A 24,600-nucleotide genomic window follows, 5' to 3' on the forward strand; every position below is an offset into this window, starting at 1 on the left:
CCTCATGACGGTCACCGAGCGAGACGTGCCCGACGCGTCGCCCGCCCTCACGCGACGTGCGCTGCGCGAGCGCCGGGAGCCGCCGTCGCGCCGCCGCACCGTCCGGGCCGAGCGAGCGGCCGCGCGTGCCGAGGGGGCCGGCGGCCGGGGCACGAGGGCGGCCGACCGTCCCGTCGCCGCGTACACGGATGCCGCACGCCGTCCGTTCGCGCGCGCGGTGCACGACCGCCTGCTCTCGGCGGGCGCGCTGCTGTTCGCGGGCGCCCTCGCCCTCGGCACCTCGCTGCCGGCGGCGGCGTTCATCACCCCGGGGCTCGACCCGGGCGGCTTCACCGTGATCGTCGACGGGCAGTCGGTCGCCGTCTCGGCCGACGTCGGCGCGGCGCTCGCAGCCCGCGCGAAGTACTCGTCGGCCTCCGCCGCCGAGGTGCAGGCGCGGGAGTGGGCCACGACGAGCGGCGGCCACACGTTCACGCCGACGACGGGCTCGGTGCGCTGGCCGTTCCCGTTCTCGACCTCGATCTCCGACGGCTTCGGGCCGCGCAAGGCGCCGTGCGCCGGCTGCTCGACGTTCCACAAGGGCATCGACTTCACACCGGGCGAGGGCGTGCCGACCTACGCGATCGCGGCCGGCACGGTGCAGTCGGTGATCGTCTCGAACGCCGGACTCGGCAACGAGGTCGTCATCGACCACGTCATCGACGGCCGGAGCATCACGAGCGTCTACGGTCACCTCGAGATGAACTCGAGCCCCCTCAAGGCCGGCGACACCGTCAAGGTCGGTCAGATGGTCGGCAAGGTCGGCTCGACCGGCACGGTCACAGGAGCCAACATGCACCTCGAGGTGCACGTCGAGGGTGTCGCGGTCGACCCGTACGCGTGGCTCACGAAGAACGCCCGCTGACCTCCTCCTCTGTCGGCTGCGGGGGCGCGCCAGCGCGTCTCGAAGCTCCTCGGGCTTCGGCGCCTATCGGGCTTCGGCGCCGACCGCTTCGAGTCATGGCGCGCGCTTGAGTCGTGCACTAACTCTCGACCAGGGAGAGGGGGTCAGGATTCAATAGCGCAGTGTGGCCGTCCAGTCGACATTCACTCCCGACGTTGTTCCACCACAGTAACTCGAAGCGATCAACGTCTGAATGCGGAAGTTGATATCGGGTCAGTTATATGTGGCTCCCGAAAGTCGGGAGAATTTATGGAGGATCGAACTCATCTGTATCCAAGCACTTTGGGCGCCGCCGCTAGTTGCCAGGGCTGTGTCGATGGGGTCGCCGAGATTACACGCCGATTCCCACGTCATAGTGATATCGATATGCTCGCTATTCGAACTGGAGGCGTGATATCACCCTGGAGCGAATACATACACAGCGCCGTTCACCGGCGATCCACCATTGAGCGTGGTCGTCGTCCCGAAGGACGCCGTGCCCGGAAAGACCGCGATCGCGATGCCGACAATAAGAGCTGTCAACAAGGCGATCAGGCGTCTCACGCTCGTTCGGATCTCTAACCCTCCTCGTCAAGGATGGTGCAATTCTGTTGCACATCCTCCCTCATCACGGAGAGGTCGCCGCGGGGGCAGGGTGCACGACCGTAGCTTCCCAAACGTCTTCGTCGATATACCATCTATCCACGGCGGGAATCGACTTGAATTTCGCGATTTCGTCAAGAGCCGCATCGACGGATGTGGCATCATGTGCCGTCACCGCGGTCGTCTCCCACCCGCACAGCCAGTACTGCGCGACGTCGAAGTCGAGAACGCCGTCCTCAACCCGCCCTCCCGCGACGAAGTAGGCTTTCGGGGCCGCGGTTGGCCATGAGTAGCCCGGGGCGAGCTCGAAGGGAAACTCGGCCACGAGACGTGTCCACGTGACATCGGCGGTGCCGGATCCGATGCCGGGCTGGGACGCAGCGGGCGTCTCGGGCTCGGCGTTCGCATCCGCCGACACGGCGGTACATGCCGAGAGGGTACCGAGGCAGCCCGCAACGATCACAACGATCGCGAGAAGAGATGGACGGGGCACGAACGACTCCCTCACCGTTTCGCATGACGGGATGACGTAAGGATGACACAGCTAGTGCCGCTGTTGTGATCCGGCATGCCCCGCGTCGAAGAATTGATCGGGGGTGTCCCCACTGCGGGTCCGGGTGAGCATGCGACGGCGAGACCAGCGTGCACCGGTGCCACGGCTGTCGCCGCCGGGTAGCGGGTCACCTCGCCCCGCAGCGTCAGGCGAGCCAGACGGCAGTGTCGGGCGGCAGGATGCCGCCCTCGACCGAGTCGCTCGCGATGAGCACGCTCGCCCCGGCCGGCAGCTCCACGGGGTCGTTGCCGAGGTTCGCGACGACCGTGACGCCCCGGTTCTCGAAGGCCACCACATCCGCGCCGAATCCGGGCAGCCACTCGATCGCGCCCGTCGCGAGCTCGTGCCCGGCGCGCTCGCGCAGCAGCGAGCGGTAGAGCTCGAGCGTCGAGCCGGGCACGCCGTCCTGCGCGTCGCGCGCAAGGGCCGCCCACTCGCCGGGCTGCGGGAGCCACGACTCGCCCGAGTCGTTGAACCCGTACGCGGGGGCGCCGGCCTCCCACGGGATCGGCACGCGGCATCCGTCGCGACCGTACTTCTCGCCGTTCGTTCGGAACCAGGTCGGGTCCTGACGGGCGTCCGCTGGCAGGTGGATCACCTCGGGCAGTCCCAGCTCCTCGCCCTGGTAGACGTAGGCGCTGCCCGGGAGCGCGAGCATGACGGCTGTCGCGGCGCGCGCCCGGCGCAGGCCCAGCACCGGATCGGGCAGGCCCGGCGAGTCGGGGCCGATGCCGGCGCCCTGCGGGTTCTCGGCGGTGAGGGCGAGGCGCGAGGCGTGGCGCACGACGTCGTGGTTCGAGAGCACCCAGGTGCTCGGCGCGCCGACCGTCGCGAACGAGGCGATCGACGTGTCGATCACGCGGCGCAGCGCGGTCGCGCTCCACGGCGTCTCGAGGTAGGTGAAGTTGAACGCCTGCTGCATCTCGTCGGGTCGCACCCAGCGGGCGAGCTTCGTGAGCGGCTCGACCCACGCCTCGGCGCACAGCACGCGGTCGCCCTCGTACTCGGACAGCACGCGGTGCCAGTCGCGGTAGATCTCGTGCACGCCGTCCTGCGCCCAGTACGGCGCGGCGTGCTCGTCGAGGTCGGAGCTGATCTCCTCCTCGAGCGGCACGCCCTCGAGCGCGGGGGTGCTGCCGCCCATCGAGCCGCCGTGCTCGGGCGGGGTCCAGTCGGGCAGGCCGTCGGCCTTCACGAGCCCGTGGGCGACGTCGACACGGAAGCCGTCGACGCCGCGGTCGAGCCAGAACCGCAGCACGCCGCGGAACTGCTCGCGCACCCACGGGTTCTGCCAGTCGAAGTCGGGCTGCGAGGAGTCGAACAGGTGCAGGTACCACTGGCCGTCGGCGGGGTCGTCGGCGTTCACGCGGGTCCACGCGGCGCCGCCGAACACGCTCTCCCAGTTGTTCGGCGGCAGCTCGCCGTGCTCGCCGCGCCCCTCGCGGAACAGGTAGCGGGCGCGCTCGGCGCTGCCGGGACCGGCGGCGAGCGCCTCCTGGAACCAGCGGTGCGCGCTCGACGAGTGGTTGGGCACGAGGTCGACGATCACCCGCAGGCCGAGGCGGTGGGCCTCGGCGAGCATCCCGTCGAAGTCGGCGAGGGTGCCGAACAGCGGGTCGACGTCGCAGTAGTCGGCGACGTCGTAGCCGGCGTCGTTCTGCGGGCTCGTGAAGAACGGCGAGAGCCAGATCGCGTCGACGCCGAGGTCGGCGAGCGCCGGAAGCCGGCGCGTGATGCCCGGGAGGTCGCCGATGCCGTCGCCGTCGGCATCCGCGAAGCTGCGCGGATAGATCTGGTAGATCACCGCGGTGCGCCACCACTCGGCGGCGGGGGCTGCGGTCGTCGTCGGGGCCGGCTCGGACTCGGGGGTCTCGTCGACGGTGGCGATGGCGTCGGTCATCGCTCCAGCCTAGGGACACGGGTAACCGCGCCGAAATCACCGCCGGTTACGCTCCCGCCATGCCCGAGCTCCTCCCGCACCACGACGGGTCGCCGCTGTACGTGTCGACGGATGCGCCCGCACTCGGCGACACCGTGCGGGTGCGCGTGCGGGTGCCAGCGACCTTCGGGCCGGTGTCGAGCATCCGCACCCGGTCGAACCCCAACCGGGAGCCGCAGTACACGGTCGCCTCGCCCGTGCACGCCGAGCACGGCTGGGAGTGGTGGGAGGCCGACATCACGGTCGAGAACCCGGTGCACGGCTACCGGTTCCTCGTGCAGCTCGCCGACGGCCGGGTCGGCTGGCTGAGCGCCGGGGGCTGGTCGTGGACCGAGACGCTCGACACCGAGGACTTCAAGCTCGTCACGCACGCGCCGCCGCCGCAGTGGGCGAGGTCGACCGTGCTGTACCAGATCTTCCCCGACCGGTTCGCGCGCTCGGGCGCAGCGGATGCGCGCGAGGCTCCCGCGTGGGCCGAGCCCGCGGCGTGGACCGACGAGGTCGTGCACATCGGCCCGTCGACGCCGCGGCAGTTCTACGGCGGCGACCTGGACGGCATCCGTGAGCACCTCGACCACGTGACCGCGCTCGGCGCGACCATGATCTACCTGACGCCGATCTTCCCGGCGCATTCCAACCACCGCTACGACGCGCTCTCGTTCCACTCGGTCGACCCGCTGCTCGGCGGCGACGCGGCGCTCGTGTCGCTCGTCGAAGCCGCGCACGCGGCCGGCCTCGGGGTCATCGGCGACCTGACGAGCAACCACTCCGGCGACGCCCACGAGTGGTTCACGTCGTCGCACCTCACGCCGGGGGCGCCCGAGAGCGACTTCTACTACTGGCACGACGCCGAGCAGCGCTCCTACGAGGCGTGGCTGGGTGTGCCGAGCCTGCCGAAGTTCAACTGGAACTCGGCGGAGCTGCGCCGCCGCTTCATCGAGGGCGCAGGCTCGGTCGTCGCGAAGTGGCTCGAGCCGCCGTACTCCCTCGACGGCTGGCGCATCGACGTCGCGAACATGACCGGCCGCTACCTCGAGGAGGACCTCAACGAGGTCGTGCGCCGCACTATCCGCGCGACGATGCTCGAGGTCAACCCCGACACGATCCTGCTCGGGGAGTCGACGAACGACGCGACGGCCGACTTCCAGGGCGACGCGTGGCACGGCGCGATGACGTACGCGAACTTCACCCGCCCGGTGTGGAGCTGGCTGAGCGAGCCGGGCTCGCCGGCCCGCGGCGGCCTCAACATGCCGCTCGGCGTCATCCCGCCGTTCACGGCCGAGCAGTTCGCCGAGGCCCATCGGCGCTTCACCGCGCCCGTGCCGTGGCGCGTGCGACTGCACACCATGAACGCGCTCGACACCCACGACACCCCGCGCTTCCGCACGCACGCGCTGCCGGGCGCGGTGCCCGTCGCGCTCGGGCTCTCGCTCACGCTGCCGGGCATCCCGGTGATCTTCGCGGGCGACGAGTTCGCGCTCACGGGCGACGACGGCGAGCACTCGCGCACGCCGATCCCGTGGACCGCGCTCGAGGACGAGGAGACGGATGCGGCGGCCGCCTTCGCGCTGTACCGCCGGCTCGTCGCGGTGCGGCGCGAGCATCCGGCCCTGGACGGCGGCGGCTTCCGCTGGCTGCACGTCGGCGACGACCTCGTGGCGTTCGTGCGCGAGAGCGCGGCGGAGAGCGTGCTCGTCGTCGCGGCGCGCAACGCCTTCGACGTCACGCTGCCCGTGCACGCGATCGCGGGGGAACCGGTGGCGATCGTCGGCGACGCGAGCGCCGCGCACGCGCCGGACGGCATCCGGCTCAGCGGGCCCGGCCCGTCGTTCACCGCGTGGCAGCTGCCCGGGATCGAGCTGCCCGCGTTCTAGCCGGGGCGGGTCCGGGAAGGTGCCGGCCGTGCCACCGGGCGGGGCAGGCGCTCCTCCTTCGGATCAGGGGCGGGGCCGGCCGCGGCGCACGGGAGCGAGCAGGTCGAGCAGCGGCGCGACGTCGGCGGCTCCGAGCGGCCGCTCGGTCGCGAGCAGGCGGTACCAGATCACGCCGAAGACGACGTCGGCGAGCAGGTCCGCAGGGGATGCATCGGGCGCGTCATGGCGCGTCCGGGCGCGATCGAGGATCGCGGTGAGGGCGTCGCGGCGCCGGTTCAGGAATCCGGCGCGGAAGCGGGCCGCGAAGTCAGGATCGACCTGCGCCTCCGCCATCAGGCTGCGCAACAGGCCGGGGAGTCCCGGGAGGCCGAGGAGCGTGAAGGAGTCGCGCAGGAACTGCTCCAGGTCGCCGCGGTAGGAGCCGTGGTCGGCCGTCGACACGCGCAGATCCGCCTTCAGGGCGCCGGCTTCGAGAAGCACGTCCGCCTTGGTCGGCCACCACCGGTACACCGTCTGCTTGCCCACACCCGCGCGGGCAGCGATGCCCTCGATCGTCAGGCCCCGGTAGCCGACCTCCTGGGTGAGTTCGAATGCGGCGGACAGGATCGCCAGGCGGGCCCGCTCGTTGCGTTTCGGGCCGCGGCGGGCGGGCTCGGTCTGCGTCATGCCGTCGAGGCTACCAAAACGAGACGCCACGGACCGTATTTCTGCTACCGTAAATACGAACCGCAACGTCTCGTGAAGGGAACCATTCATGTCCACCACCCTCGTCATCGGCGGCAGCTCCGGCATCGGACTCGCCACCGCGGTCCGGCTCGCAGCGCTGGGGGATTCGGTCCACATCGCAGGCCGTCGCGCCGAGACCCTGGCGGCCGCGACGCACGCGCACCCCGTGCTGCATCCGCACGCCCTCGACGCGCGCGACGCGCGAGCGGTCGAAGCGCTGGCCGTCGAGCTCGGCAGCATCGACCGCCTCGTCATCACGCTCAGCGGCAACCAGGGAGCGGGACCCCTGCCCGACCTCGACCTCGACGTGCTGCACACCGCGTTCGAGGAGAAGTTCTGGCCGACGATCTCCGCGATCAAGGCGGCGCTCCCGCACCTCGCCCCGTCCGGCTCGATCACGCTCGTCGGGGCGGTCACCGCCCGGGCCGGCATCCCCGGGACGGCCGGCATCGGCGCACTCAACGCCGCCGTCGAAGGGCTCGTCGCCCCGCTGGCCGCGGAGCTCGCGCCCGTGCGCGTGAACGCGGTCTCTCCCGGATATGTGGACACGCCGTGGTGGAGCATGGTTCCCGACGCCGACCGCGAAGGGCTGTTCGCCCAGGTCGCCGCGAACCTTCCGACGAGGCGGATCGCCACCGCGGATGACGTCGCGGAGGTTCTCGCGCTTCTCGCGACGAACCCGAACATCACCGGAACCGTGATCGAGGCCGACGGCGGAGCACACCTCGGCGGCTGACGTCCTGCGCCGGCGCACTAGCCGGGCAGCTGCCCGGTGACGAGGAGCGCGCTGCCGATCGTGAACAGCACCGTGACGCACAGCCACAGGATCGTGGCGACGTAGAGGGCTTGGAAGACGCGGTAGTGCCGCTCGAGCCAGGTGTACATCCACGGCTGCGCCCGCACGAGCTCGCGCGCCGGCAGGCCCGCGGTGCCCGCCTCGAGCGGCGCGGGCAGCAGGTCACGGACGCGGTCGATGCTCTCGTCGGGCCACTGCTGCCGGCTCAGCCGCAGCACGGGCCGCGCGCCGTCCGTGCGCACGGCGACCCACATCGCGTTGTAGACGCCGTGCGGCGTGCCCAGCCGGCGCGCCGGCCCGGAGGTGGCATCCGCGGCGAGGGTCGTCCACATCCGCGTGCTCGCGTCGATCGGCAGCGCGCGCGGCCGCAGCAGCACGTCGCGCCAGCGCGCGTCGACACCCGGGCGGATGACGACGGATGCGGTGAGCGCGCGGGTCAGCAGCAGGATCAGCGCGAGCGGTGGCAGCCCCCACAGCACGCGCGGCTCCTGGGGCGCGGCGACGACGATCGGCGCGCCGAGCAGCACGGCGATCGCGAGCCCCGCGATCCGGGTGTTCGGTCGCGGCCGCAGCCGCACCGATCGCGCGGTGTCCTGTGGCATCCGTTCACCCCCGGCACCCATGCAACCATCCCGTGGCGCGATCGGTGTGCGGCCGGGCCCCCGTGGTGCGTGACGGCGGCACCTCGTAGCCTCGTCCGCATGGACACCGAGGCCCCCGCCGGCTGGAAGCGCAATGTCGCCCTGTTCCTCACCGGCCAGACGGTGTCGCTGTTCGGCTCGGCCGTCGTGCAGTACGCGGTCATGTGGTACGTCACGTTCGAGACCGGCAGCGGCGGGGCGGTCGCGCTCTACGCGCTCGCCGCGTTCCTGCCGCAGGGCCTCGTGTCGGTCTTCGGCGGCGCGCTCGCCGACCGGTTCAACCGGCGGGTGCTCGTCATGGTGTCCGACGGCACGATCGCGGTCGTGACGCTCGCGCTCGCCATGCTCATGTCGCTCGGCGTGACCGAGCTGTGGGTCATCCTGCTCGCGGTCGGCGTGCGCTCCGTGGGCGCGGGCGTGCAGCAGCCCGCGGTGCAGGCGATGATCCCGCAGCTCGTGCCCGCCGACCAGCTGCTGCGCATCAACGGCGTCGTGGGCACCGTGCAGGCCGCCATGGCGCTCGCCGCCCCCGCGGCCGCCGGCGCCGTGTTCGGCCTGTTCGGCATCGTGCCGGTGTTCTTCATCGACGTCGTCACCGCGGCGCTCGGCATCGGCATCCTGTTCTTCGTCGCGGTGCCGACGCTGCGGGCGGTCGCCGAGAGCACGAGCTCGTTCCGGCAGGACCTCGTCGCCGGGGCGCGCTACGTGAGCGGTCAGCCGGTGGTGCGCTGGCTGCTCGTCGTGTTCGCGATCATCTTCCTGCTCACCGTCGCGCCGTCGTTCGTCACGCCGCTCATGGTCGCGCGCACCTGGGGCGAGGACGTGCTGCTCGTGACGCTGCTCGAGGTCGCGTTCAGCGTCGGGATGCTGCTCGGCGGTCTGCTGCTGTCGACCGTGCTCGCGAAGGCGAACCGGCTCTCGCTCGTCGTCGTCTCGTGCGTCGGCTTCGGCGTGCTCACGATCGGCTGCGGGCTGAGCCCGACGCTGCCGGTGTTCTACGGCTTCATGTTCGGCATCGGACTGCTCGTGCCGCTGTTCTCGGGCCCGTTCACGACCCTGCTGCAGGAGACGACGGCCCCCGAGATGCAGGGCCGGGTGTTCGGCTACGTCGGCATCGTCATGGCGCTCGCGACCCCGATCGGCATGACGGTGTTCGGTCCGTTCGCCGACCTGATCAGCGTGCAGGCGCTGCTCGTGATCGGCGGTGCGCTCATGATCGTCGTCTTCGGCACCGCGGTCGCGCTGCCCTCGGGCCGCTCGGCTCTGCGTGTGGCCCGCGCGTCGCGCGCCGTGCTGGCCGAGTAGGGCGGGCCGGCCGAGCAGGGCGTCACAGCGCCCGGGCGACGAACTCCTCCCAGTGGTCCTCGAGCGCCACGGGCAACCGCACCCAGTCGGCGAAGTCGCGGCCCGAGGCGCCGGGCGAGAACAGCACCGCGCCGGGCAGCGCCATCGCGTCGGCGAAGGCCGCCGACTCACGCCCGAGACGGATGCCGAGGCCGTCCCCGTCGAGGCACGCGACCATCCGTCCGGCGTGCTTGAGGATGGGGCGGCCCATCATCGTCCCGCGGTCGAGCACGCCCGCGAACCGGGCGACGATCGGGGCGAAGGCGGCGTCGGCGGCATCCGTCGTGTACCGGCCCATGCGAGCACGGTAGCGGCGTTCGGGGACGTTCGGGGCGGATGCTAGAGTCTCCTGGTGCCTCGACGGGCCGAGCCCGTCGTCGCGCCCCCTTAGCTCATTGGTAGAGCACTTCCTTGGTAAGGAAGAGGTAGTGGGTCCGATTCCCACAGGGGGCTCTCGCCTCCCGTCACGAGCGGGCGGCGTTCGTGGCTGAGTAGCTCAGTTGGTTAGAGCGCACGACTCATAATCGTGAGGTCGCGGGATCGTGCCCCGCCTCAGCTACCGTTCCTCCGGGGTGCATGCAGACGCCCGCAACGACGACACTGCAGAGGTCTACCGATACCTTCAGGGCAGGGAGCCCGCGATGATCCTCCCGACGGGTGGGGTGCTCGAGCCGCTCGAGCCCTGGCGCGCCGACGAGTTCGCCGCCCACCTGGATCGCGCCCGCGAGCACATCCGGCCGTGGGTGGGTCCGTCGTTCGTCAGCACCGATCTCGGCGGTGCCCGCGCGACGCTCGCGCGCTACGCCGAATCCACAGCGCGCGACGGCGCGCGCATCTGGGGCATCTGGTCGGAGGGCACGCTGATCGGCGGCGTGATGTTCGTCGAGTTCAGTGCCGGCACCGGCGTCTGCGAGATCGGATGCTGGTCCGAGCCCGCGGGGGAAGGTCACGGACACGTCGGCGCGGCCGTGCGCGAGCTGCTGCGCTACGCGTTCGACGTGCGCGGACTGCACCGCGCCGAGTGGCGCTGCCGCAGCGACAACGTGCGCAGCATCGCGCTGGCCGAGCGGGTCGGCATGACGTTCGAGGGCCGGCTCCGCGAGGCGTGGCAGGTGGCCGGGGTGTTCCACGACAAGGCCGTCTACTCGATCCTCGACCGCGAGTTCTCCTGAGCGCGCGCCCCCTCAGCTGAGGAAGAGCGCCCGCAGTCGCCGCGTCGTGAAGACGAGCCCGATGGCGACCATGACGAGGTAGTACGCGACGTGACCGAGGGTCGCCCAGCTGAGCACCCCCGTGGTGAGGCCGCGCACGAGCTCGACGCCGTGCCACAGCGGCAGCGCCTCGACGACCCACTGCAGCCACACCGGGTACACCGTGACCGGGTAGAACGTCGCCGAGAACAGGAACATCGGCAGCAGCACGAAGTTCACCCAGTCCATCTGCTGGAACGTCTTCAGGTAGCTCGTGATGCCCATCCCGAGGCTCGCGAAGCCGAACGCGATGAGCGCGATCGCGGGCAGGGCGAGCAGGGCCGTCCACGACAGGTTGAGTCCGAGCGCCTGCATGACGAGCATGAACGCGATCGCGTAGAGGGCGCCGCGCAGGAGGGCGAGCAGGATCTCGCCGATCGCCACGTCGAGCGGGCCGAGCGAGGTCGCGAGCATGCCCTCGTAGACGCGGCCGTACTTCATCTTGAAGAACACGTTCCAGGTCGAGTCGTACACGGCCCCGTTCATCGCCGACACGGCGAGCAGTGCGGGCGCGATGTAGGCCGCGTAGGACACCTGCCCGCCGCCGACGTCGACCGTGCCCACGAACTGCCCGAGGCCGATGCCGAGCGAGAGCAGGTAGAAGATCGGCTCGAAGACGCCCGAGAGCATCACGACCCAGTTCGACGAGCGGGTCGCGCGCAGTCCGCGGTCGAGAACGGATGCCGCGTTGCCCGCGTAGATCGACCCGAGCAGGCGGGTGCGCTGCGGCGCGGGCGCGATGGTGCCGGTCATCGGTCGAGCCTCGCCGTCACGACGGCGCGCGTGCGCCACAGGCCGAGCGCCGCGAGCGCGGCGAGGTAGCCGACGTGCGCGACCGTGAGCCAGATCGGCTCGGCGAGCCCGAACGCGACCACGCGGCTCAGCTGGGTGCCGTGCCAGAGCGGGGACACCCATCCGATCCACTGCAGCCCGATCGGCAGGGACTCGAGGGGGAAGAAGGTGCCCGAGAACAGGAACAGCGGCATCACGATGATCCGCATGATGATCGCCATCTGGCCGCGGTCCTCGCGGATCGTCGCCGTGTAGGACGACACCAGCAGGCCCATCGCGAGGCCCGCGGCGGTCGCGATGACGACGACGAGCCCGGCGCCGGCGCTCGTCACGGCGCCGAACAGCGCGGCGATCACGAGGTAGACGATCGTCGTGGGCACGACGCGGATGGCGATCCAGATCGTCGTTCCGTCGACGATCTGCCGGCCGGTGATCGGCGCGGAGTTGATCGCGAAGAACGTCTCGTTCCACTTGAACCCCTCCAGGTAGGGGAACATCGACTCCTCCACGGCGGCCGTCATCGCGGCGCTCGCGATGAGCGCGGGCGCGACGTAGACCAGGTACGACACCTCGCGGCCGTCGCCGATCGGGATCGCGGTGTGCACGAGAGTCGCGAGACCGACGCCGAGCGAGTACAGGTAGATGATCGGGTTGCCGAGCGTCGTGGCGATGAACGTCCAGCGCCACGACCGCACGAGGCGCAGCCGGTGCTCGGTGACGTACAGCGCGCCGTAGCGACGCGGACGAGCGGATGCGGCGGTCGAGGTCATTCGACGAGGCTCCGTCCGGTGAGGCGCAGGAAGACGTCCTCGAGGCTCGACCGGCGCACGAGCGACGTGATCGGATCGAGCCCGCGGCCGATCACCTCGCGCAGCGCCGCCTCGCCGTCGCCGGCGTAGACGAGCACGCGGTCGGGCAGCACCTCGACGCGGTCGCCGACATCCGCGATCCGCTCCGCGACCAGGGCGTTGCGGTCGGAGCCGAACCGCACCTCGAGCACCTCGCGGCTGGAGTGGTCGCGGATGAGCGAGGCGGGGCTGCCCTCGGCCATGATCGCGCCCTTGTCGACGACGATGAGCCGGTCGCAGAGCTGCTCAGCCTCGTCCATGTAGTGCGTCGTGAGCACGAGCGTCGTGCCCTGCTCCTTGAGCCGGAACAGCCGGTCCCAGAGCAGGTGGCGCGCCTGCGGGTCGAGGCCGGTCGTGGGCTCGTCGAGCAGCAGGATCTCGGGCTCGTTGACGAGTCCGCGGGCGATGGTGAGGCGCCGCTTCATGCCGCCGGAGAGCGACTCGACCCGGGCATCCCGCTTGTCTTCGAGCTGGGCGAAGGCGAGCAGCTCGTCGGCCTTCTCGGCGACGCGGCGGCGGGGGATGCCGAAGTAGCGGCCGTAGACGATGAGGTTGTCGCGCACCCGCAGCTCGCCGTCGAGGTTGTCGCTCTGCGGCACGACGCCGAGTCGCGCGCGGATCTCGGGACCGTGCTGGTCCGGGTCGAGACCGAGGATGGACAGCTCGCCGCTCGTGCGCGTCGACACGGCGGACAGCATCCGCATCGTCGTCGACTTGCCGGCGCCGTTGGGCCCGAGCAGGCCGAACGACTCGCCCGTCGCGACCTCGAAGTCGATGCCGTCGACGGCGCGGAACTCCCCGTACGACTTGGTCAGGGCGCGAGCGATGATGACGGGGCCGGGCACCCATCGAGACTAACCGGCACCCGCGACACCCGCGAGGGCGAGCCCGGTGCAGCAAACCCGGTGCAGTAAAAAGGCAGGCATGCCCGTCGCCATCACCATCCGCCACGTGCCGGCCGCGACACGTGACCGGCTCGCGGCTCAGGCCGCCGCGTCGGGACGATCGCTCCCGGAGTACCTCTCCCGCGAGCTCGAAGGGCCGGCATCCCGACCGAGCGTGGACGGCTGGCTCGCGGATGCGCGGCGCGTTGCCGCGGACGGCGGCCCGGTGAGCGTCGCCGACGTGCTGGCCGATCTCGACGCCGGCCGCGCGTGACGGCCGTCGGCGGCGTGGCCGTCATCGACGCATCCGCTGCGCCGTCGACGTTATGGAGCACCGCGAAGCCCGGGCGTCACACGTCGATGCGCCGGCTGTCCCCGCCCTCCTCGTCGACGACGATCGTGGCGACGTGGTCGCGGCCGGGCGGGAGCACCCGGGCGATGAGCCGTCCGGAGCGCAGGGCGTCGAGCTCCCGCACGAGCGCGCGCTCGAGCCGGGACCGTTCGGCGCCCGGGATCGCGGCGCCGGCGCTGTCGTCGAGCAGGGTGACGTCGACGCCGCGGCTGCGGGCCGCATCCGTCGCCGCGGTGAGCTCGCTCGACACCAGCGCCGAGGCGCGCAGCCGGTCGCGGATCGACGCCTCGAGCCGCACCCACGCCTCGCGCTCCGCGTCGGTGTAGCGCTCGGCGGCCGCGATGCGCTCGAGCGCGGGACGCGCGGTCGCGTTGAGCAGCTCGGCCTGCTCGGCGCGCTCGGTCGCCGCAGCGCGCGTCGCGGCGTCCGCCGCCGCGATCGCCGCCTGGCGCGCGTGCAGCTCGGCGATGCGCCGGCTCGTGCGCCGCAGCCCGATCGCGAAGAGCGTGCCGACGACGAGCGTGCCCGACTGGTTCGGCAGCAGCGCGAGCACGTACGGGTTGCCGCCGCCGAGCGTGAACGTCCACACCGCGGTCACGACGACGAGCAGCCCGAACCCGGTCCAGGCGAGCGCGAAGCGTCCCCACATGCCGACGAACAGCAGCACGAGGGTGATCGCGCCGAGGTGCCAGGTCGCGTACCCGGCCACCGGCGCGACCGGCAGGTTCGGCGTCGACACGATCGCCGCCGCCGTGGTGAGCGCGACGACCCCGATCGCGCGCGACCGCGGCAGCACCCCGTCGCGCGGCCAGGTGACGAGCAGCGCGGATGCCGCGACGAGCACGAGCGCGACGAGCGCCGGCCACGGGCTCAGCACGTTGTCGAGGGTCGCGATCGCGAGCACGAGGTCGACCGCGAGGAACAGGGCGAGGATCACCCGGGCGCCCGCGCTGGTCAGGCGCAGGATGCCCGCGGCCGCCGCGCGCTCGGGCGTGGTCATCGCGTCCCCGCGTCGTCGGGTCGCCAGACGAGCCGGATGCGCGTGCCCGTCCCCGGCGCGGAGTCGATGATCGCCGATCCGCCCGACACGAGCGACATCCGGTGGGTGATGCTGAAGCGCACGCCGAACCGGTCCTCGGGCACCGCGAGCGGGTCGAAGCCGGGGCCGTCGTCGCGGACCTCGACGGCGGCCGCATCCGCTCCGATGCTCACCGTGACCCGGCGGTCGGTCGACGAGCCGGCGTGCCGCAGCGTGTTGCGCACCGCCTCGGCGGTGGCCTCGACGAGGGTGCGCGCAGCGACGCCCGGCAGCGTGCCGGTCTCGGCGCCCGCCACGACGAAGCGCACGTCGCCCGACAGGGCGGCCACCGTGTCGCGCAGCGACGCCACGAGGGTCTCGGTGCTCACCAGCAGGTCGTGGTCGTCCGGGTCGGCGCCGAGCTCGGCGAGACGGTCGAGCGCGCGGCGCGCGTGGCGGCGCACGAGGTCGACGGATGCCTCCGTCGAACGCGCCGCGGCGAGCAGCGTCGACAGCACGTCGTCGTGGGTGAGCGCGGCGACGTGGGCGCGCTGCAGGTCCTGAGCCTCCGCCGCGGCCGCGAGCACCGCATCCTGGGCCGTGGCCCGCGCCGTCTCGTCGCGTCGCCGTCCCGCCCGCAGCGTCACGATGATGATGGCGACGAACACCGCGATCGTCATGACGTTGAACAGGGTGTCCTCGACGGGCATCTCGAGCGAGCGGGCGCCGTCGGCGACGTAGCGCAGCCCGCCCGCGACGAGGCACAGCCCGACGAGGGCGACCCACGCGCCGATCCGGCCGAGCAGCACCGCGGCCGCGAAGACCGCCATCGGCAGCAGGGTGATGACCCACGGCTGCGAGCCGTCCGGGATGCGGTCGACCCGCTGCGCGGCCGGCCACGTCACGAGCGCCGACGAGTACGCGATGAGGTAGCCGGCGGCGACGGCACGCACGGCACCGAGCGGCGCCCAGCCGGCGATCGCGATGAGCACGATCGGCCCGAGCCCCAGGACGAGGGCGATCGTGATCGCGTACGGCTCGGCGAGCAGCCGCCACTGCGCCACGATCGAGCCCGTGGCGAGCGCCGTGAACGCGAGGCCGAAGGCCGCGGTGCCGACGAACAGGATGCGCGTCATCCGTGCGACCGCGGTGCCCTCGCCCGACGCCTCGAGGGCGAGCATGTCAGCTGTCCGGCATGAGACCGTCCTCGATCGCGCGGCGATGGAGGTCGACCTTGGTGAGTGCGGGACGGCCGACGTTCGCGTACTTCACGCGGATGCGGCTGATGTAGTTGGCGACGGTGTCGCGCGAGAGACCGGTGCGGAACGCGACGGCCTGGGCCTTCTCGCCCGAGGCGTAGAGCGCGAGGATCTCGCGCTCGCGCGCGCTGAGCCGCGCGTCGGTGAGCTCCACATCCGCGTCGAGCGCGGCGGCCCAGTCGGTCGTGGGCACGGTCTCGCCGACGCCCGCGCGCAGCAGCGCGTCGACGATCTCCGCGGCGGGGGAGGCCTTGCGGATGACGCCGAGCACGCCCGCGCGGGCGGCCGACCGCACGAGCCGCGGGTCGTCGCCGCCCGTGAGCACGAGGGTGTCGAGGCCGTGCGAGCGGATGGCCGTGACGTTCTCGCCGGGCGTCGAGCCGTCGCTCAGCCGCAGATCGAGCACCACGAGCTCGGGCGACGCGTCGAGCGCGAACAGCTCCGCGACCGTCGAGGTGGATGCCACGACCTCGACCGTCGGATGCGGGGCGAGCAGCTCCATGATCCCGACGCGCACGATCTCGTGATCGTCGACGAGAGCGATCCGCAACGGGGCGCGCGTGGTCGCGTCGATCTCATCCGTCATGCCGTACTCCCCGCGAGCATCCCGATGGGCCCCACGATAGCCCGAAGCGGGCGGTCCCCCCGAACGGGTGCCACCAGAACGGCTCCCTGGTCAGACCGTTCTTTACGTGTCACGGTGGGGCGCATGCGGAACACCCGGAGGTCGACGCGCGTCACAGCGCCGGCCGTTCCGGGCGCCGAGACCGCGAGGGCATCGCGGTGATCGTGTCGGTGGCTCGATCCGTCGAGCTCGACCTCCCGCGCGGCTGGCGCGAGCTGCCTCCGGCGAGCGTGCTCGCCGGCGAGGGCTGGATCTTCGAGTGGATCGAGGAGAGCAATGCGCCGGCCGGCCGTCGCGCGCAGCTCGCCGCCGACCTGCGCATCGCGGCGTCGTTCGCGCTCGCCCGTGCGCGGGACGGCGCCTGGCTGCTCGTGACCGACCCGGACGACTTCAGCGTCGTGCACGGGCTCGCCTCGCTGCGGGTGCAGTCCGCGGAGGTCGCCGCCGACGAGCGCGCGGCAGCGGAGTTCGCCGCCGCCTCCGGCGCGGGCGCGCTCGGCTCGGGCGCGGGCGGCTCGGGCGCGCTCGGCTCGGGCGCGGGCGGCGCGGGCGCGCTCGGCGCGGGCGCGGTGAGCTGGCTGCACACGGTCGCGCTCGCGACGGTCGGCAGGTTCCCGGCCGAGGTCGTGCACGAGTTCGCGGTCGCGGAGTTCCCCGCCGGCGCCGACGTCATCGAGCGCTGCGTCACGACCGTGTTCCCGGATGTGGCCGCGCACGCGGTTCAGCTCGAACTCGACGCCCACAGCGTCGGCGTCTACGACGACATCGTCGCGGTCGCCCTCGGAGCGCTCGCCGGCATCCGCTTCGCCGACCCCGCCTGATCCCCGCTCCCGAAAACGAAGGAGCCCGGGTCGTTCCGGGCCGCTTCCGTCCGCTTCCGGCGGCATCCGCGCGCGTCCTCCTTCGTTTTCGGGCGCCGCCCGGATGTCGGACCCCCGGCGTACGGTCGGTTACGACACGCCGAACGGACCACAACATCTTGGGGAATGACATCCGTGTGATTCCCGTTATATAGTGGGAACCCCCGCGCGGAGCACCGCGTTCGGGCCCACAGACGGAGAGGAGTTGCCCATGGACAACGAGGACAACGTCGGCGGCTACGCAGTTCCCGTCGACCCGATGGACCTCCTGCAGTGCGACAGCTGCCAGTGAGTCACTGACCTCGAGTCACTGACCTCGAGTCACCGACCACCGGCGCTGGGCACCCAGCGTTCACCCGGAAGGCCCCGGCCCGCTCAGCGGACCGGGGCCTTTCGCATGTCCGGGCGCCGCGCGCGGCGCGGTCGGGCAGACTGGTGCGGTGCCAGTGAACCCCGCCCTCGTCGGCCGCACGTTCCCGCCCGTCGCGCCCTACCTCGTGGGCCGCGAGAAGGTGCGGGAGTTCGCGCGGGCCGTCTTCGCCACCTCCGCCATCACGCTCGACCCGGACGCGGCGCGCGCCGCCGGGTACCCGGATGTGGTGGCGCCGCCGACCTTCCCCGTCGTCGTCCAGGAGCACACGCTGCAGCAGCTGCTCGCGGAGCCCGACGCGGGCATCGACTTCAGCCGGGTCGTGCACGGCGACCAGCGCTTCACGTACTCCCGGCCCGTGGTCGCGGGCGACGAGCTCACCGCGACGCTCGCGGTGACGAGCGTCAAGACGCTCGGCGGCAACGCCATGGTCACGGCCGAGTCGACGATGACGGATGCCGCGGGCGAGCACGTCGTGACGGCGATCTCGACGCTCGTGGTGCGCGCCGACGAGTCGGCCGAGCAGGCCGAGGACGACGCATGACCGTCGCGGAGATCGGCGAGGTCGTCGCCGAGCGCACGATCGAGCTGAGCCGACACTCCCTCGTGCGCTACGCGGGCGCCTCGGGCGACTTCAACCCGATCCACTACCGGGACGACGTGGCGGCATCCGTGGGCCTTCCGGGCGTGCTCGCGCACGGCATGCTCACGATGGGCCTCGCCGTGCAGCCGGTCATCGACTGGATCGGCGACCCCGGCCGGGTGCTCGACTACCAGGTGCGCTTCACGAGGCCCGTCGTCGTCGACCCCGAGGCGGGCGCGACGGTCACGGTCGTCGCGAAGGTGGGCGCGATCGACGACGCCAGCGCGCGCATCGACCTCACCGTGACCGTGGACGGGCAGACCGTGCTCGGCAAGGCGCAGGCGCGCGTCAGTCTGGCCTGATGACGCGCCCGCTCTCCGACCTCACGACCCTCGGCGTCGGCGGACCGGCCCGCGAGTTCGTCACCCTCGACGACCCGGCGACGCTCGTCGATCGGGTGCGCGCGGTCTGGGCGAGCGGCGAGGAGTGGCTCGTGCTCGGCGGCGGCTCGAACCTGCTCGTCGCCGACGAGGGCTTCGACGGCACGGTGATCGCCGTGCGCACCCGGGGCATCTCCGTGGTCGGGGAGGATGCGGCATCCGTCGTCGTGCGCGCCGAGGCGGGGGAGGACTGGGACGCGCTCGTGCGCTTCGCCGTCGAACGCGGGCTCGCCGGGATCGAGGCGATGAGCGGCGTGCCCGGCACGGTGGGCGCGGCGCCCGTGCAGAACATCGGCGCGTACGGCCAGGAGCTGTCGGACACGCTCGTCGCCGTCGACTTCCTCGACGAGTTCGGCGACGCGGCCCGGCGGCTCACCGCGCTCGACCTGGAGCTCGGCTACCGCACGTCGGTCGTCAAGCAGGGTCGCCGCGGGATCGTCACGGCGATCGAGGTGCGCCTCGCCACGGGCCCGGTGGCCGAGGAGGCCGGTCGCGGTGGTGCTGCCTCGGTCGGCACGCCCGTGCGCTACGCGCAGCTCGCGACCGTGCTCGGCATCGGGATCGGCGAGCGCGCCGCCGTCGCCGACGTGCGCGCTGCCGTGCTGCGCCTGCGCGCGTCCAAGGGCATGCTGCTCGATCCCGCCGACCCGGACTCCGCATCCGCGGGCTCGTTCTTCACGAACCCGATCGTCGCGTCCTCGGTCGCCGCCACCCTGCCTCCGGATGCGCCGCGCTACCCGGTCGCGCCGGAGCCGACGGATGTGGCGGTGCCGCTCGACGCGGTCGCGGCGGGGCGCGCCGAGCCGGCGCCGCCGCCCGTGCTGGACGCGCGCGTGAAGCTCTCGGCGGCGTGGCTCATCGAGCGCGCGGGCGTCGCGCGCGGCTTCGCCCTGCCGGGTTCCCGCGCGGCGGTGTCGAGCAAGCACACGCTCGCGCTCGTGAACCGCGGCGGTGCGACGGCATCCGATGTCGCGGAGCTCGCCCGCTACGTGCAGCTGCGCGTCGCGTCGGAGTTCGGCGTGGTGCTCCAGCCCGAACCCCAGCTCATCAACCTGACCCTCTGACGCCGAGTTGCCCTAGAACACCCCAGATTCGGCCCATTTCGGGGCGATCTAGGGCATCTCGGCGAACGAGGAGGGGTCAGTGCGCGAGGTTCAGGTGCGCGCGGTGGTGGTCGGCGCTCTCGATGAGGTCGACGAGCCCGAGGGCGTAGTCCGGTCCCGAGATCTCGCCGCCGGTCGGGCCGCCGAGGGCGACGTCGTCGCCGACCCGGTACTCGCCACGGCGCTCGCCCGGGGCGTGCGCGCCGAACTTCCCCGCGGGGCTCACGGCGACCCAGTCGAGGGTCTCCGGCGTGGCCGGCAGGTCGTCGGCGACGAGCGCCGAGACCGTCGAGAGCTCGTTGTGGTACTCGGCGGGCGCATGGCTCAGGTCGGTGACGAACCGCGGGGCGCCGGGCGCCGGACGCAGCGACGAGAAGCCGGCGACGAGGTAGAGGCGCGCCCCGGCGGCGTCGGCGATGCGCGCGACCGAGCGGTACACGTCGCGGAAGCCGTCCGCGAGCGCTCCGCGCGGCGAGAGGGCTCCGACGACGACATCCGCGCCCTCGATGACGGATGCCAGGGTCGCCTCATCCGTCACGTCGCCCTGCACGTAGTGCACGCCGTCCACGGGCTCTGGGGGTACGGAACGACTGAGTGCCGTGATCTCGTGGCCGCGCGCGGCGGCTTCCGCGACGATGGCCGATCCGGCGTAGCCGGTGCCGCCGAGAACTGTGATGCGAGACATGGAAGCCCTTCGTTCGGTGATGCGCGACCGAGGGTGGCGGTCGCCTCGGTTACTCTAGGTAGGCAGATCACCGAGGGGAAGAAGGTACCTGGTGGTAATCAGCACATCCGCGGTGGCGCTCGCACCCGATCCGTACCAGGCCGGTTGCGCGACGCGCCGCATCCTCGACCGCATCGGCGACCGCTGGACGGTGCTCGTCGTCGGCGTGCTCGGCGAGGGCGATGCGCGCTTCTCCGTGCTGCTGCGCCGCATCGAGGGCATCTCGCAGAAGATGCTCACGCAGACCCTCCGCGGTCTCGAGCGCGATGGGCTCGTGCGCCGCACGGTCTACCCCGAAGTGCCCGTGCGGGTCGAGTACGCGCTCACGGATGCCGGACGCACCCTGCTCGATCCGCTGCGCGCCCTCCAGCGCTGGGCGATCGAGCATCTCGGCGACGTCGAGGCGTCGCAAGCGGGCTACGACGGCGACGCGGTCCGTCCCTAGGGAGCGGGTGGGTCAGAGCAGCCCGAGCTCCATCGCGCGGGTCACCGCGTGGGTGCGGTCGTTGACGCCGAGCTTCTCGAACGCGTGCAGCAGGTGCGTCTTCACGGTCGCCTCGCCGATGAACAGCTGTCGCGCGATGGACGGGTTCGAGGCACCTCCGGCGACGAGTCGCAGGATCTCGAGCTCGCGCGGGCTCAGCGACACCGCGGGGGCGGCGGGCGGCGGCGCCGCGACCCGGCGCACGAGGGCGGCCGCGAGCGACGGCGCGAGCGCGACCTCGCCGCGGGCCACGGCACGGATGCCGGCGAGCACCTCCGCCTCGGGCGCCGCCTTGAGCAGGTAGCCGCTCGCGCCCGCCTCGATCGCGGACAGGATCGCGTCATCCGTCTCGTACGTCGTGAGCACGACGACCCGGATGCCGGGGCGCTCAGCCAGGATGCGCGCGGTCGCGGCGTCGCCGTCGAGCCCGGGCATCCGCAGGTCGGTGAGCACGAGGTCGGGGTCGAGGGCGAGGGCGCGCTCCACGAGCTCGTCGCCGGTCGCGGCCGTGCCGACGACCTCGATGTCGTCGGCGGAGTCGAGCAGCGCGACGATGCCGCCCCGCACGATCGGGTGGTCGTCGGCCACGAGCACCCGGATCACGACGCCGCCCCCGGCAGCCGGATGCTCAGCGTCGTGCCGCGATCGCCCGAGGCCACGGCGAGCGAGCCGTGTACGAGGGCGAGCCGCTCGCGCATGCCCGGGAGGCCGAAGCCCGTCGAGACCGCGGACGCGTCGAAGCCGTGCCCGTCGTCGGCGACGGTGAGCTCGACGCCCGCGTCCGCGGTCACGCGCAGGGCGACGGATGCCGCTCCCGCGTGCGAGCGCACGTTCGCGAGCGCCTCCTGCGCGCAGCGCAGCAGCACGACCTCCGCGTCGCGGTCGAGCGCCGTGTCGACGCGCTCCGCGTCGACGGACACCCGGATGCCGGTCTCCCGCTCGAAGCGCGCCGCGAGCCGGCCCAGTGCGGCGCCGATCCCGCCCTCGAGCCCGGGGGATGCCGTCGCCGCGACGAGCGCGCGCGTCTCGCCGAGCGCGGCCCGCGCCGCCTCCTCGAGCAGGTCGAGCGTCGCGAGGGGGCCGGCGGTCTCCGGCGCGCCGGCGGCGTCCGCCGCGAGCTCGCGGCCGACCTCGCGCCGGGCGCGCTGGGCGAGCAGCACGACGCCCGCGAGGTCCTGGGCGACGGTGTCGTGCAGGTCGCGGGCGAGGCGCTCGCGCTCGGCGGTGACGCCCGCCTCGCGGTGCAGCGCGGCGACGGCCTCCTGCGAGGCGCGCAGCTCGTCGAGCAGGCGCCGGCGCTCCTCGCTCTGCCGCGCCATGCCGGAGATCCACGCGCCGAAGGCGAGGCTGAAGCCGAGCGAGATGAGCTCGATGACCACGGCCTGCGCGATCGAGCTCGCATCGGGCGGGTAGCTCACCGCCATGGCCACGCCGACGCTCGTCGCGAGCGCGAGGTTCGCGACGAGGATGCCGGTGCGGCGGTCGAGCTGGGTCCACACGAGCGGGAACGCGATGCACTGCACGGTCGCGAGCGACGGATGGGCGTACGTGATCGCGGCCGAGGCGACGACGACGATGACGATGAACGCGATCGCGCCGGCCGAGTCCTCCGTGCTGCGGCGCCCGACGAGCAGCCAGCCCGTCACGAGCGCGGCCGCCGCCGATGCGCCGAGCGCGATGCGCCATCCGTCGGGCTGGATCGCGAGCAGCACGCCGACGCAGACGGCGGCGACCACCGCGACCGCCACCGTCCATCCGCGCGCCTCGGTCACTCAGCCATCCTTGCGGATCCAGCGGAACGTGATCCGGCAGAGCACGAGACCGGCGACGAGCCAGACGCCCGTGACGATCGCGGCCTCCGGCAGCTGCCACGAGCCGCTGGCCTCCGCGCTCTCGAACGCCGACGGCAGGAACACGCTGCGCATGCCCTGCGCGAGCCACTTGAGCGGGAACACGCTCGCGACGTTCTGCAGCCAGCCCGGCAGCTGCGAGAACTGCAGGTAGATGCCCGAGATGAACTGCAGCACGAGCGTGATCGGGATGATGACCGCCGTCGCACTGCGACCGGAGCGCGGGATGCCGGACAGCGCGATCCCGAGCACCGCGGATGTCGCGACGCCGAGCACGAACACCCACGCGAAGGTGAGCCAGCTCGCGGCATCCGCCGGCAGCTCGACCCCGAACGCGAACCGTGCGACGAGCAGGATGAGGGCGGCCTGCAGCGTCGCGGTCACGAGCACCTGGCCGATCTTGCCGATGAAGTAGCTCACCACCGGCAGGGGGGTGCCCGCGAGGCGCTTGAGCGTGCCGTCGCTCTTCTCCTGCGCGATGTCGGTCGCCATGTTCTGCAGGCCGGACAGCAGCACGCCCGCGGCGAGCATGGCCGGCAGGTAGAACCGGGCCGCGGAGACCCCGGGCCCGAACGGCTGCTCGCTGAACGCCACCGAGAAGATCGTCAGCAGCACGAGCGGGAACAGGAAGGTGAAGAACACCGTGTCGCCCTGCCGGAAGTAGCTGCGCACCTCGTACCGGGCGCGGGCGAGCCCGAGCCGGACGGTGCGCACCCCCGCCGGCTGCGCGGGCGTCGCGGAGCCCGCGCCGGCGCCGTCTCGACGCCCCGTCGTCGTGTCGTCGCTCATCGCGCGTCCTCCCGTTCTGCGCTGTCGGTCTCGGGTTCGCCGACGAGGCCGAGGTAGATGTCCTCGAGGCTCGGGCGCACGATCTCGAGCTCGGACGGCTCCGCGCCGCCGTTCTCCGCGAGGAGCCGGGCGACGAGCGCACCCGGCTCGTCGGTGCGCACGGCGCGGTCGCCGGCATCCGTCCGCCAGCGCACGATCGGGACCCGCGCGGTCGGCCCGCCGAGCTCGTCGAGCGGGCCGAGGGCGAGCATCCGCCCGTTCGCGATGACGCCCGCGCGGGTCGCGAGCTGCGCGGCCTCGTCGAGGTAGTGCGTCGTGAGCAGGATCGAGGTGCCCTCGGCCTGCAGCTGACGGATGAGGTCCCAGAACGCGCGCCTGGCCTGCGGGTCGAACCCCGTCGTCGGCTCGTCGAGGAAGAGCAGCTCGGGCCGGCCGATGATGCCGAGGGCGACGTCGACCCGGCGGCGCTGGCCGCCGGAGAGTCGCGAGATGCGGCTGCGCGCCTTGTCGGCGAGGCCGACCGCGGCGATCACCTCGTCGACGTCCCGGGGGTGCGCGTAGTAGCCGGCGAACTGCGCGAGCTGCTCGCGCACCGTCGCCGAGCCGGTCTCGCCGGTGGACTGCAGCACGATGCCGAGCCGCGCCTTCCAGTCGAGGCCGCCGTGCGCCGGGTCGACCCCGAGCACGCTCACCTCGCCGCCCGTGCGGTCGCGGTAGCCCTCGAGGATCTCGATGGTCGTGGACTTGCCGGCCCCGTTCGGGCCGAGCAGCGCGAAGGTCTCCCCGCGCTCGATCGTGAAGCTCACGTCCTCGACGGCCGGGTGCTCCCCGTAGCTCTTGCGGAGGTTCCGCACGCTGACGACTGATTCCATGCCCTCAGCGTGCCCGGGTGCCGGCACGGGCGGCAGCCCCCATCCGTTCGACCCGCCCTCCACCGACCGGTGGACCCGGGGGCCGGGATTCAGGGGCGC

At 72.5% G+C, this 24,600-nt stretch carries 27 protein-coding genes and 2 tRNA genes; 13 read left to right on the forward strand and 16 right to left on the reverse strand.

The genetic code is table 11. The annotated features are described in order from the left end of the window. Positions 1-4 precede the first annotated feature (4 nt). Positions 5-904, forward strand: a complete 900-nt coding sequence (locus tag QT381_RS05360) for a M23 family metallopeptidase (RefSeq protein ID WP_289247740.1) — start codon at positions 5-7, stop codon at positions 902-904. 646 nt (positions 905-1,550) lie between these two features. Here QT381_RS05360 and QT381_RS05365 read toward each other — a convergent pair. Both QT381_RS05365 and QT381_RS05370 read right to left on the reverse strand, forming a co-directional pair. Continuing rightward, on the reverse strand, positions 1,551-2,018 hold the full coding sequence (locus tag QT381_RS05365; RefSeq protein ID WP_289247741.1) for a hypothetical protein: 468 nt from the start codon (positions 2,016-2,018) through the stop codon (positions 1,551-1,553). 205 nt (positions 2,019-2,223) lie between these two features. Next, on the reverse strand, positions 2,224-3,978 hold the full coding sequence (locus QT381_RS05370) for a glycoside hydrolase family 13 protein (RefSeq protein ID WP_289247743.1): 1,755 nt from the start codon (positions 3,976-3,978) through the stop codon (positions 2,224-2,226). 59 nt (positions 3,979-4,037) lie between these two features. Here QT381_RS05370 and QT381_RS05375 point away from each other — a divergent pair, with 59 nt between their 5' ends. Then, positions 4,038-5,891 (forward strand): glycoside hydrolase family 13 protein, encoded by a 1,854-nt coding sequence (locus QT381_RS05375; RefSeq protein ID WP_289247745.1) that lies wholly within the window; start codon positions 4,038-4,040, stop codon positions 5,889-5,891. Positions 5,892-5,954: 63 nt separating this feature from the next. On the opposite strand, the gene QT381_RS05380 is transcribed toward QT381_RS05375, so the two are convergent. Continuing rightward, positions 5,955-6,683: a TetR/AcrR family transcriptional regulator gene (locus tag QT381_RS05380; RefSeq protein ID WP_289247747.1), complete on the reverse strand. Its 729-nt coding sequence runs from the start codon at positions 6,681-6,683 to the stop codon at positions 5,955-5,957. Here QT381_RS05380 and QT381_RS05385 point away from each other — a divergent pair. Next, complete coding sequence (locus QT381_RS05385) at positions 6,646-7,353, forward strand: SDR family oxidoreductase (RefSeq protein WP_289247748.1); 708 nt, start codon at positions 6,646-6,648, stop codon at positions 7,351-7,353. The two genes, QT381_RS05380 and QT381_RS05385, sit on opposite strands and share 38 nt — an antisense overlap. Positions 7,354-7,370: 17 nt before the next feature. On the opposite strand, the gene QT381_RS05390 is transcribed toward QT381_RS05385, so the two are convergent. Continuing rightward, the gene (locus QT381_RS05390) at positions 7,371-8,015 is read right to left on the reverse strand and encodes a hypothetical protein (protein WP_289247749.1); all 645 of its coding nucleotides are present in this window, start codon (positions 8,013-8,015) and stop codon (positions 7,371-7,373) included. A gap of 99 nt (positions 8,016-8,114) precedes the next feature. On the opposite strand from QT381_RS05390, the gene QT381_RS05395 reads away from it, so the two are divergent. Continuing rightward, entirely contained in the window at positions 8,115-9,359 is a 1,245-nt protein-coding gene (locus QT381_RS05395) for an MFS transporter (protein WP_289247750.1), read from the forward strand. A gap of 22 nt (positions 9,360-9,381) precedes the next feature. Here QT381_RS05395 and QT381_RS05400 read toward each other — a convergent pair whose 3' ends face one another. After that, complete coding sequence (locus QT381_RS05400; RefSeq protein ID WP_289247752.1) at positions 9,382-9,696, reverse strand: hypothetical protein; 315 nt, start codon at positions 9,694-9,696, stop codon at positions 9,382-9,384. 83 nt (positions 9,697-9,779) lie between these two features. On the opposite strand from QT381_RS05400, the gene QT381_RS05405 reads away from it, so the two are divergent. The 3 genes from QT381_RS05405 (at position 9,780) to QT381_RS05415 (ending at position 10,570) form a co-directional block, all read left to right on the forward strand. Further along, a tRNA-Thr gene (locus QT381_RS05405) sits at positions 9,780-9,851 on the forward strand. 32 nt (positions 9,852-9,883) lie between these two features. Next, positions 9,884-9,957: transfer RNA gene (locus tag QT381_RS05410), tRNA-Met, on the forward strand. Positions 9,958-10,039: 82 nt separating this feature from the next. Next, positions 10,040-10,570 carry a GNAT family N-acetyltransferase gene (locus QT381_RS05415; protein ID WP_289247753.1) on the forward strand — a complete coding sequence of 177 codons (531 nt, stop codon included), beginning with the start codon at positions 10,040-10,042 and terminating at the stop codon, positions 10,568-10,570. 12 nt (positions 10,571-10,582) lie between these two features. Here QT381_RS05415 and QT381_RS05420 read toward each other — a convergent pair whose 3' ends face one another. The 3 genes from QT381_RS05420 to QT381_RS05430 are packed head-to-tail and all read right to left on the reverse strand — an operon-like array spanning position 10,583 to position 13,133. Beyond that, positions 10,583-11,401, reverse strand: coding sequence for an ABC transporter permease (locus QT381_RS05420; RefSeq protein ID WP_289247754.1), 819 nt, complete (start codon positions 11,399-11,401; stop codon positions 10,583-10,585). Next, positions 11,398-12,210 carry an ABC transporter permease gene (locus tag QT381_RS05425; RefSeq protein ID WP_289247755.1) on the reverse strand — a complete coding sequence of 271 codons (813 nt, stop codon included), beginning with the start codon at positions 12,208-12,210 and terminating at the stop codon, positions 11,398-11,400. The genes QT381_RS05420 and QT381_RS05425 overlap by 4 nt, the downstream gene beginning before the upstream one ends. Further along, positions 12,207-13,133 carry an ABC transporter ATP-binding protein gene (locus tag QT381_RS05430; protein WP_289247756.1) on the reverse strand — a complete coding sequence of 309 codons (927 nt, stop codon included), beginning with the start codon at positions 13,131-13,133 and terminating at the stop codon, positions 12,207-12,209. The genes QT381_RS05425 and QT381_RS05430 overlap by 4 nt, the downstream gene beginning before the upstream one ends. 79 nt (positions 13,134-13,212) lie before the next feature. Between QT381_RS05430 and QT381_RS05435 the strand changes: the two genes are divergently transcribed. Continuing rightward, positions 13,213-13,446: a FitA-like ribbon-helix-helix domain-containing protein gene (locus QT381_RS05435; protein WP_289247757.1), complete on the forward strand. Its 234-nt coding sequence runs from the start codon at positions 13,213-13,215 to the stop codon at positions 13,444-13,446. Positions 13,447-13,522: 76 nt separating this feature from the next. On the opposite strand, the gene QT381_RS05440 is transcribed toward QT381_RS05435, so the two are convergent. Genes QT381_RS05440 through QT381_RS05450 form a run of 3 tightly spaced genes read right to left on the reverse strand, consistent with a single transcriptional unit; the run spans position 13,523 to position 16,387 of the window. Continuing rightward, positions 13,523-14,524: a DUF8320 family protein gene (locus tag QT381_RS05440; RefSeq protein ID WP_289247758.1), complete on the reverse strand. Its 1,002-nt coding sequence runs from the start codon at positions 14,522-14,524 to the stop codon at positions 13,523-13,525. After that, complete coding sequence (locus QT381_RS05445; RefSeq protein ID WP_289247759.1) at positions 14,521-15,723, reverse strand: sensor histidine kinase; 1,203 nt, start codon at positions 15,721-15,723, stop codon at positions 14,521-14,523. The genes QT381_RS05440 and QT381_RS05445 overlap by 4 nt, the downstream gene beginning before the upstream one ends. A 1-nt stretch (position 15,724) precedes the next feature. Next, the gene (locus QT381_RS05450; RefSeq protein WP_289247760.1) at positions 15,725-16,387 is read right to left on the reverse strand and encodes a response regulator; all 663 of its coding nucleotides are present in this window, start codon (positions 16,385-16,387) and stop codon (positions 15,725-15,727) included. Between the two features lie 209 nt (positions 16,388-16,596). Between QT381_RS05450 and QT381_RS05455 the strand changes: the two genes are divergently transcribed. From QT381_RS05455 to QT381_RS05470, 4 genes are all read left to right on the forward strand, one after another. After that, entirely contained in the window at positions 16,597-17,247 is a 651-nt protein-coding gene (locus QT381_RS05455) for a hypothetical protein (protein WP_289247762.1), read from the forward strand. A 479-nt stretch (positions 17,248-17,726) separates the two neighbouring features. Continuing rightward, entirely contained in the window at positions 17,727-18,200 is a 474-nt protein-coding gene (locus tag QT381_RS05460) for a MaoC family dehydratase N-terminal domain-containing protein (RefSeq protein WP_289247764.1), read from the forward strand. Next, positions 18,197-18,601, forward strand: coding sequence for a MaoC family dehydratase (locus QT381_RS05465; protein ID WP_289247765.1), 405 nt, complete (start codon positions 18,197-18,199; stop codon positions 18,599-18,601). The genes QT381_RS05460 and QT381_RS05465 overlap by 4 nt, the downstream gene beginning before the upstream one ends. Then, positions 18,601-19,743 (forward strand): UDP-N-acetylmuramate dehydrogenase, encoded by a 1,143-nt coding sequence (locus tag QT381_RS05470; RefSeq protein ID WP_289247766.1) that lies wholly within the window; start codon positions 18,601-18,603, stop codon positions 19,741-19,743. The genes QT381_RS05465 and QT381_RS05470 overlap by 1 nt, the downstream gene beginning before the upstream one ends. A 76-nt stretch (positions 19,744-19,819) precedes the next feature. On the opposite strand, the gene QT381_RS05475 is transcribed toward QT381_RS05470, so the two are convergent. After that, the gene (locus QT381_RS05475) at positions 19,820-20,467 is read right to left on the reverse strand and encodes an NAD(P)-dependent oxidoreductase (RefSeq protein WP_289247767.1); all 648 of its coding nucleotides are present in this window, start codon (positions 20,465-20,467) and stop codon (positions 19,820-19,822) included. 91 nt (positions 20,468-20,558) lie between these two features. Between QT381_RS05475 and QT381_RS05480 the strand changes: the two genes are divergently transcribed. Next, a complete protein-coding gene (locus tag QT381_RS05480) occupies positions 20,559-20,951 on the forward strand; it encodes a winged helix-turn-helix transcriptional regulator (RefSeq protein ID WP_502877454.1) in 393 nt (130 codons plus the stop codon). A 12-nt stretch (positions 20,952-20,963) separates the two neighbouring features. Here the strand turns inward: QT381_RS05480 and QT381_RS05485 are convergent, their stop codons facing one another. Genes QT381_RS05485 through QT381_RS05500 form a run of 4 tightly spaced genes read right to left on the reverse strand, consistent with a single transcriptional unit; the run spans position 20,964 to position 24,501 of the window. Then, positions 20,964-21,593 carry a response regulator transcription factor gene (locus QT381_RS05485; protein ID WP_289247769.1) on the reverse strand — a complete coding sequence of 210 codons (630 nt, stop codon included), beginning with the start codon at positions 21,591-21,593 and terminating at the stop codon, positions 20,964-20,966. After that, positions 21,590-22,762, reverse strand: a complete 1,173-nt coding sequence (locus QT381_RS05490) for a sensor histidine kinase (RefSeq protein WP_289247770.1) — start codon at positions 22,760-22,762, stop codon at positions 21,590-21,592. The genes QT381_RS05485 and QT381_RS05490 overlap by 4 nt, the downstream gene beginning before the upstream one ends. Further along, entirely contained in the window at positions 22,763-23,629 is an 867-nt protein-coding gene (locus QT381_RS05495) for an ABC transporter permease (RefSeq protein WP_502877455.1), read from the reverse strand. Next, positions 23,626-24,501: an ABC transporter ATP-binding protein gene (locus QT381_RS05500; RefSeq protein WP_289247771.1), complete on the reverse strand. Its 876-nt coding sequence runs from the start codon at positions 24,499-24,501 to the stop codon at positions 23,626-23,628. Before QT381_RS05500 ends, QT381_RS05495 begins: the two co-directional genes overlap by 4 nt. Positions 24,502-24,600 lie beyond the last annotated feature (99 nt).

The organism is Galbitalea sp. SE-J8 (assembly GCF_030345695.1).
GTDB lineage: Bacteria > Actinomycetota > Actinomycetes > Actinomycetales > Microbacteriaceae > JAUASV01.

Bases quoted from the DNA above. Each gene is read 5' to 3' on its own strand.
- QT381_RS05465 (WP_289247765.1), top strand. From the start codon at position 18,197: ATGACCGTCGCGGAGATCGGCGAGGTCGTCGCCGAGCGCACGATCGAG.
- QT381_RS05425 (WP_289247755.1), bottom strand. From the start codon at position 12,210: ATGACCTCGACCGCCGCATCCGCTCGTCCGCGTCGCTACGGCGCGCTG.
- QT381_RS05445 (WP_289247759.1), bottom strand. From the start codon at position 15,723: ATGCTCGCCCTCGAGGCGTCGGGCGAGGGCACCGCGGTCGCACGGATG.
- QT381_RS05395 (WP_289247750.1), top strand. From the start codon at position 8,115: ATGGACACCGAGGCCCCCGCCGGCTGGAAGCGCAATGTCGCCCTGTTC.
- QT381_RS05415 (WP_289247753.1), top strand. From the start codon at position 10,040: ATGATCCTCCCGACGGGTGGGGTGCTCGAGCCGCTCGAGCCCTGGCGC.
- QT381_RS05360 (WP_289247740.1), top strand. From the start codon at position 5: ATGACGGTCACCGAGCGAGACGTGCCCGACGCGTCGCCCGCCCTCACG.
- QT381_RS05435 (WP_289247757.1), top strand. From the start codon at position 13,213: ATGCCCGTCGCCATCACCATCCGCCACGTGCCGGCCGCGACACGTGAC.
- QT381_RS05375 (WP_289247745.1), top strand. From the start codon at position 4,038: ATGCCCGAGCTCCTCCCGCACCACGACGGGTCGCCGCTGTACGTGTCG.
- QT381_RS05440 (WP_289247758.1), bottom strand. From the start codon at position 14,524: ATGACCACGCCCGAGCGCGCGGCGGCCGCGGGCATCCTGCGCCTGACC.
- QT381_RS05400 (WP_289247752.1), bottom strand. From the start codon at position 9,696: ATGGGCCGGTACACGACGGATGCCGCCGACGCCGCCTTCGCCCCGATC.
- QT381_RS05370 (WP_289247743.1), bottom strand. From the start codon at position 3,978: ATGACCGACGCCATCGCCACCGTCGACGAGACCCCCGAGTCCGAGCCG.
- QT381_RS05390 (WP_289247749.1), bottom strand. From the start codon at position 8,015: ATGCCACAGGACACCGCGCGATCGGTGCGGCTGCGGCCGCGACCGAAC.
- QT381_RS05495 (WP_502877455.1), bottom strand. From the start codon at position 23,629: ATGAGCGACGACACGACGACGGGGCGTCGAGACGGCGCCGGCGCGGGC.
- QT381_RS05450 (WP_289247760.1), bottom strand. From the start codon at position 16,387: ATGACGGATGAGATCGACGCGACCACGCGCGCCCCGTTGCGGATCGCT.
- QT381_RS05420 (WP_289247754.1), bottom strand. From the start codon at position 11,401: ATGACCGGCACCATCGCGCCCGCGCCGCAGCGCACCCGCCTGCTCGGG.
- QT381_RS05475 (WP_289247767.1), bottom strand. From the start codon at position 20,467: ATGTCTCGCATCACAGTTCTCGGCGGCACCGGCTACGCCGGATCGGCC.
- QT381_RS05500 (WP_289247771.1), bottom strand. From the start codon at position 24,501: ATGGAATCAGTCGTCAGCGTGCGGAACCTCCGCAAGAGCTACGGGGAG.
- QT381_RS05470 (WP_289247766.1), top strand. From the start codon at position 18,601: ATGACGCGCCCGCTCTCCGACCTCACGACCCTCGGCGTCGGCGGACCG.
- QT381_RS05385 (WP_289247748.1), top strand. From the start codon at position 6,646: ATGTCCACCACCCTCGTCATCGGCGGCAGCTCCGGCATCGGACTCGCC.
- QT381_RS05380 (WP_289247747.1), bottom strand. From the start codon at position 6,683: ATGCCGGAGCTGCCGCCGATGACGAGGGTGGTGGACATGAATGGTTCC.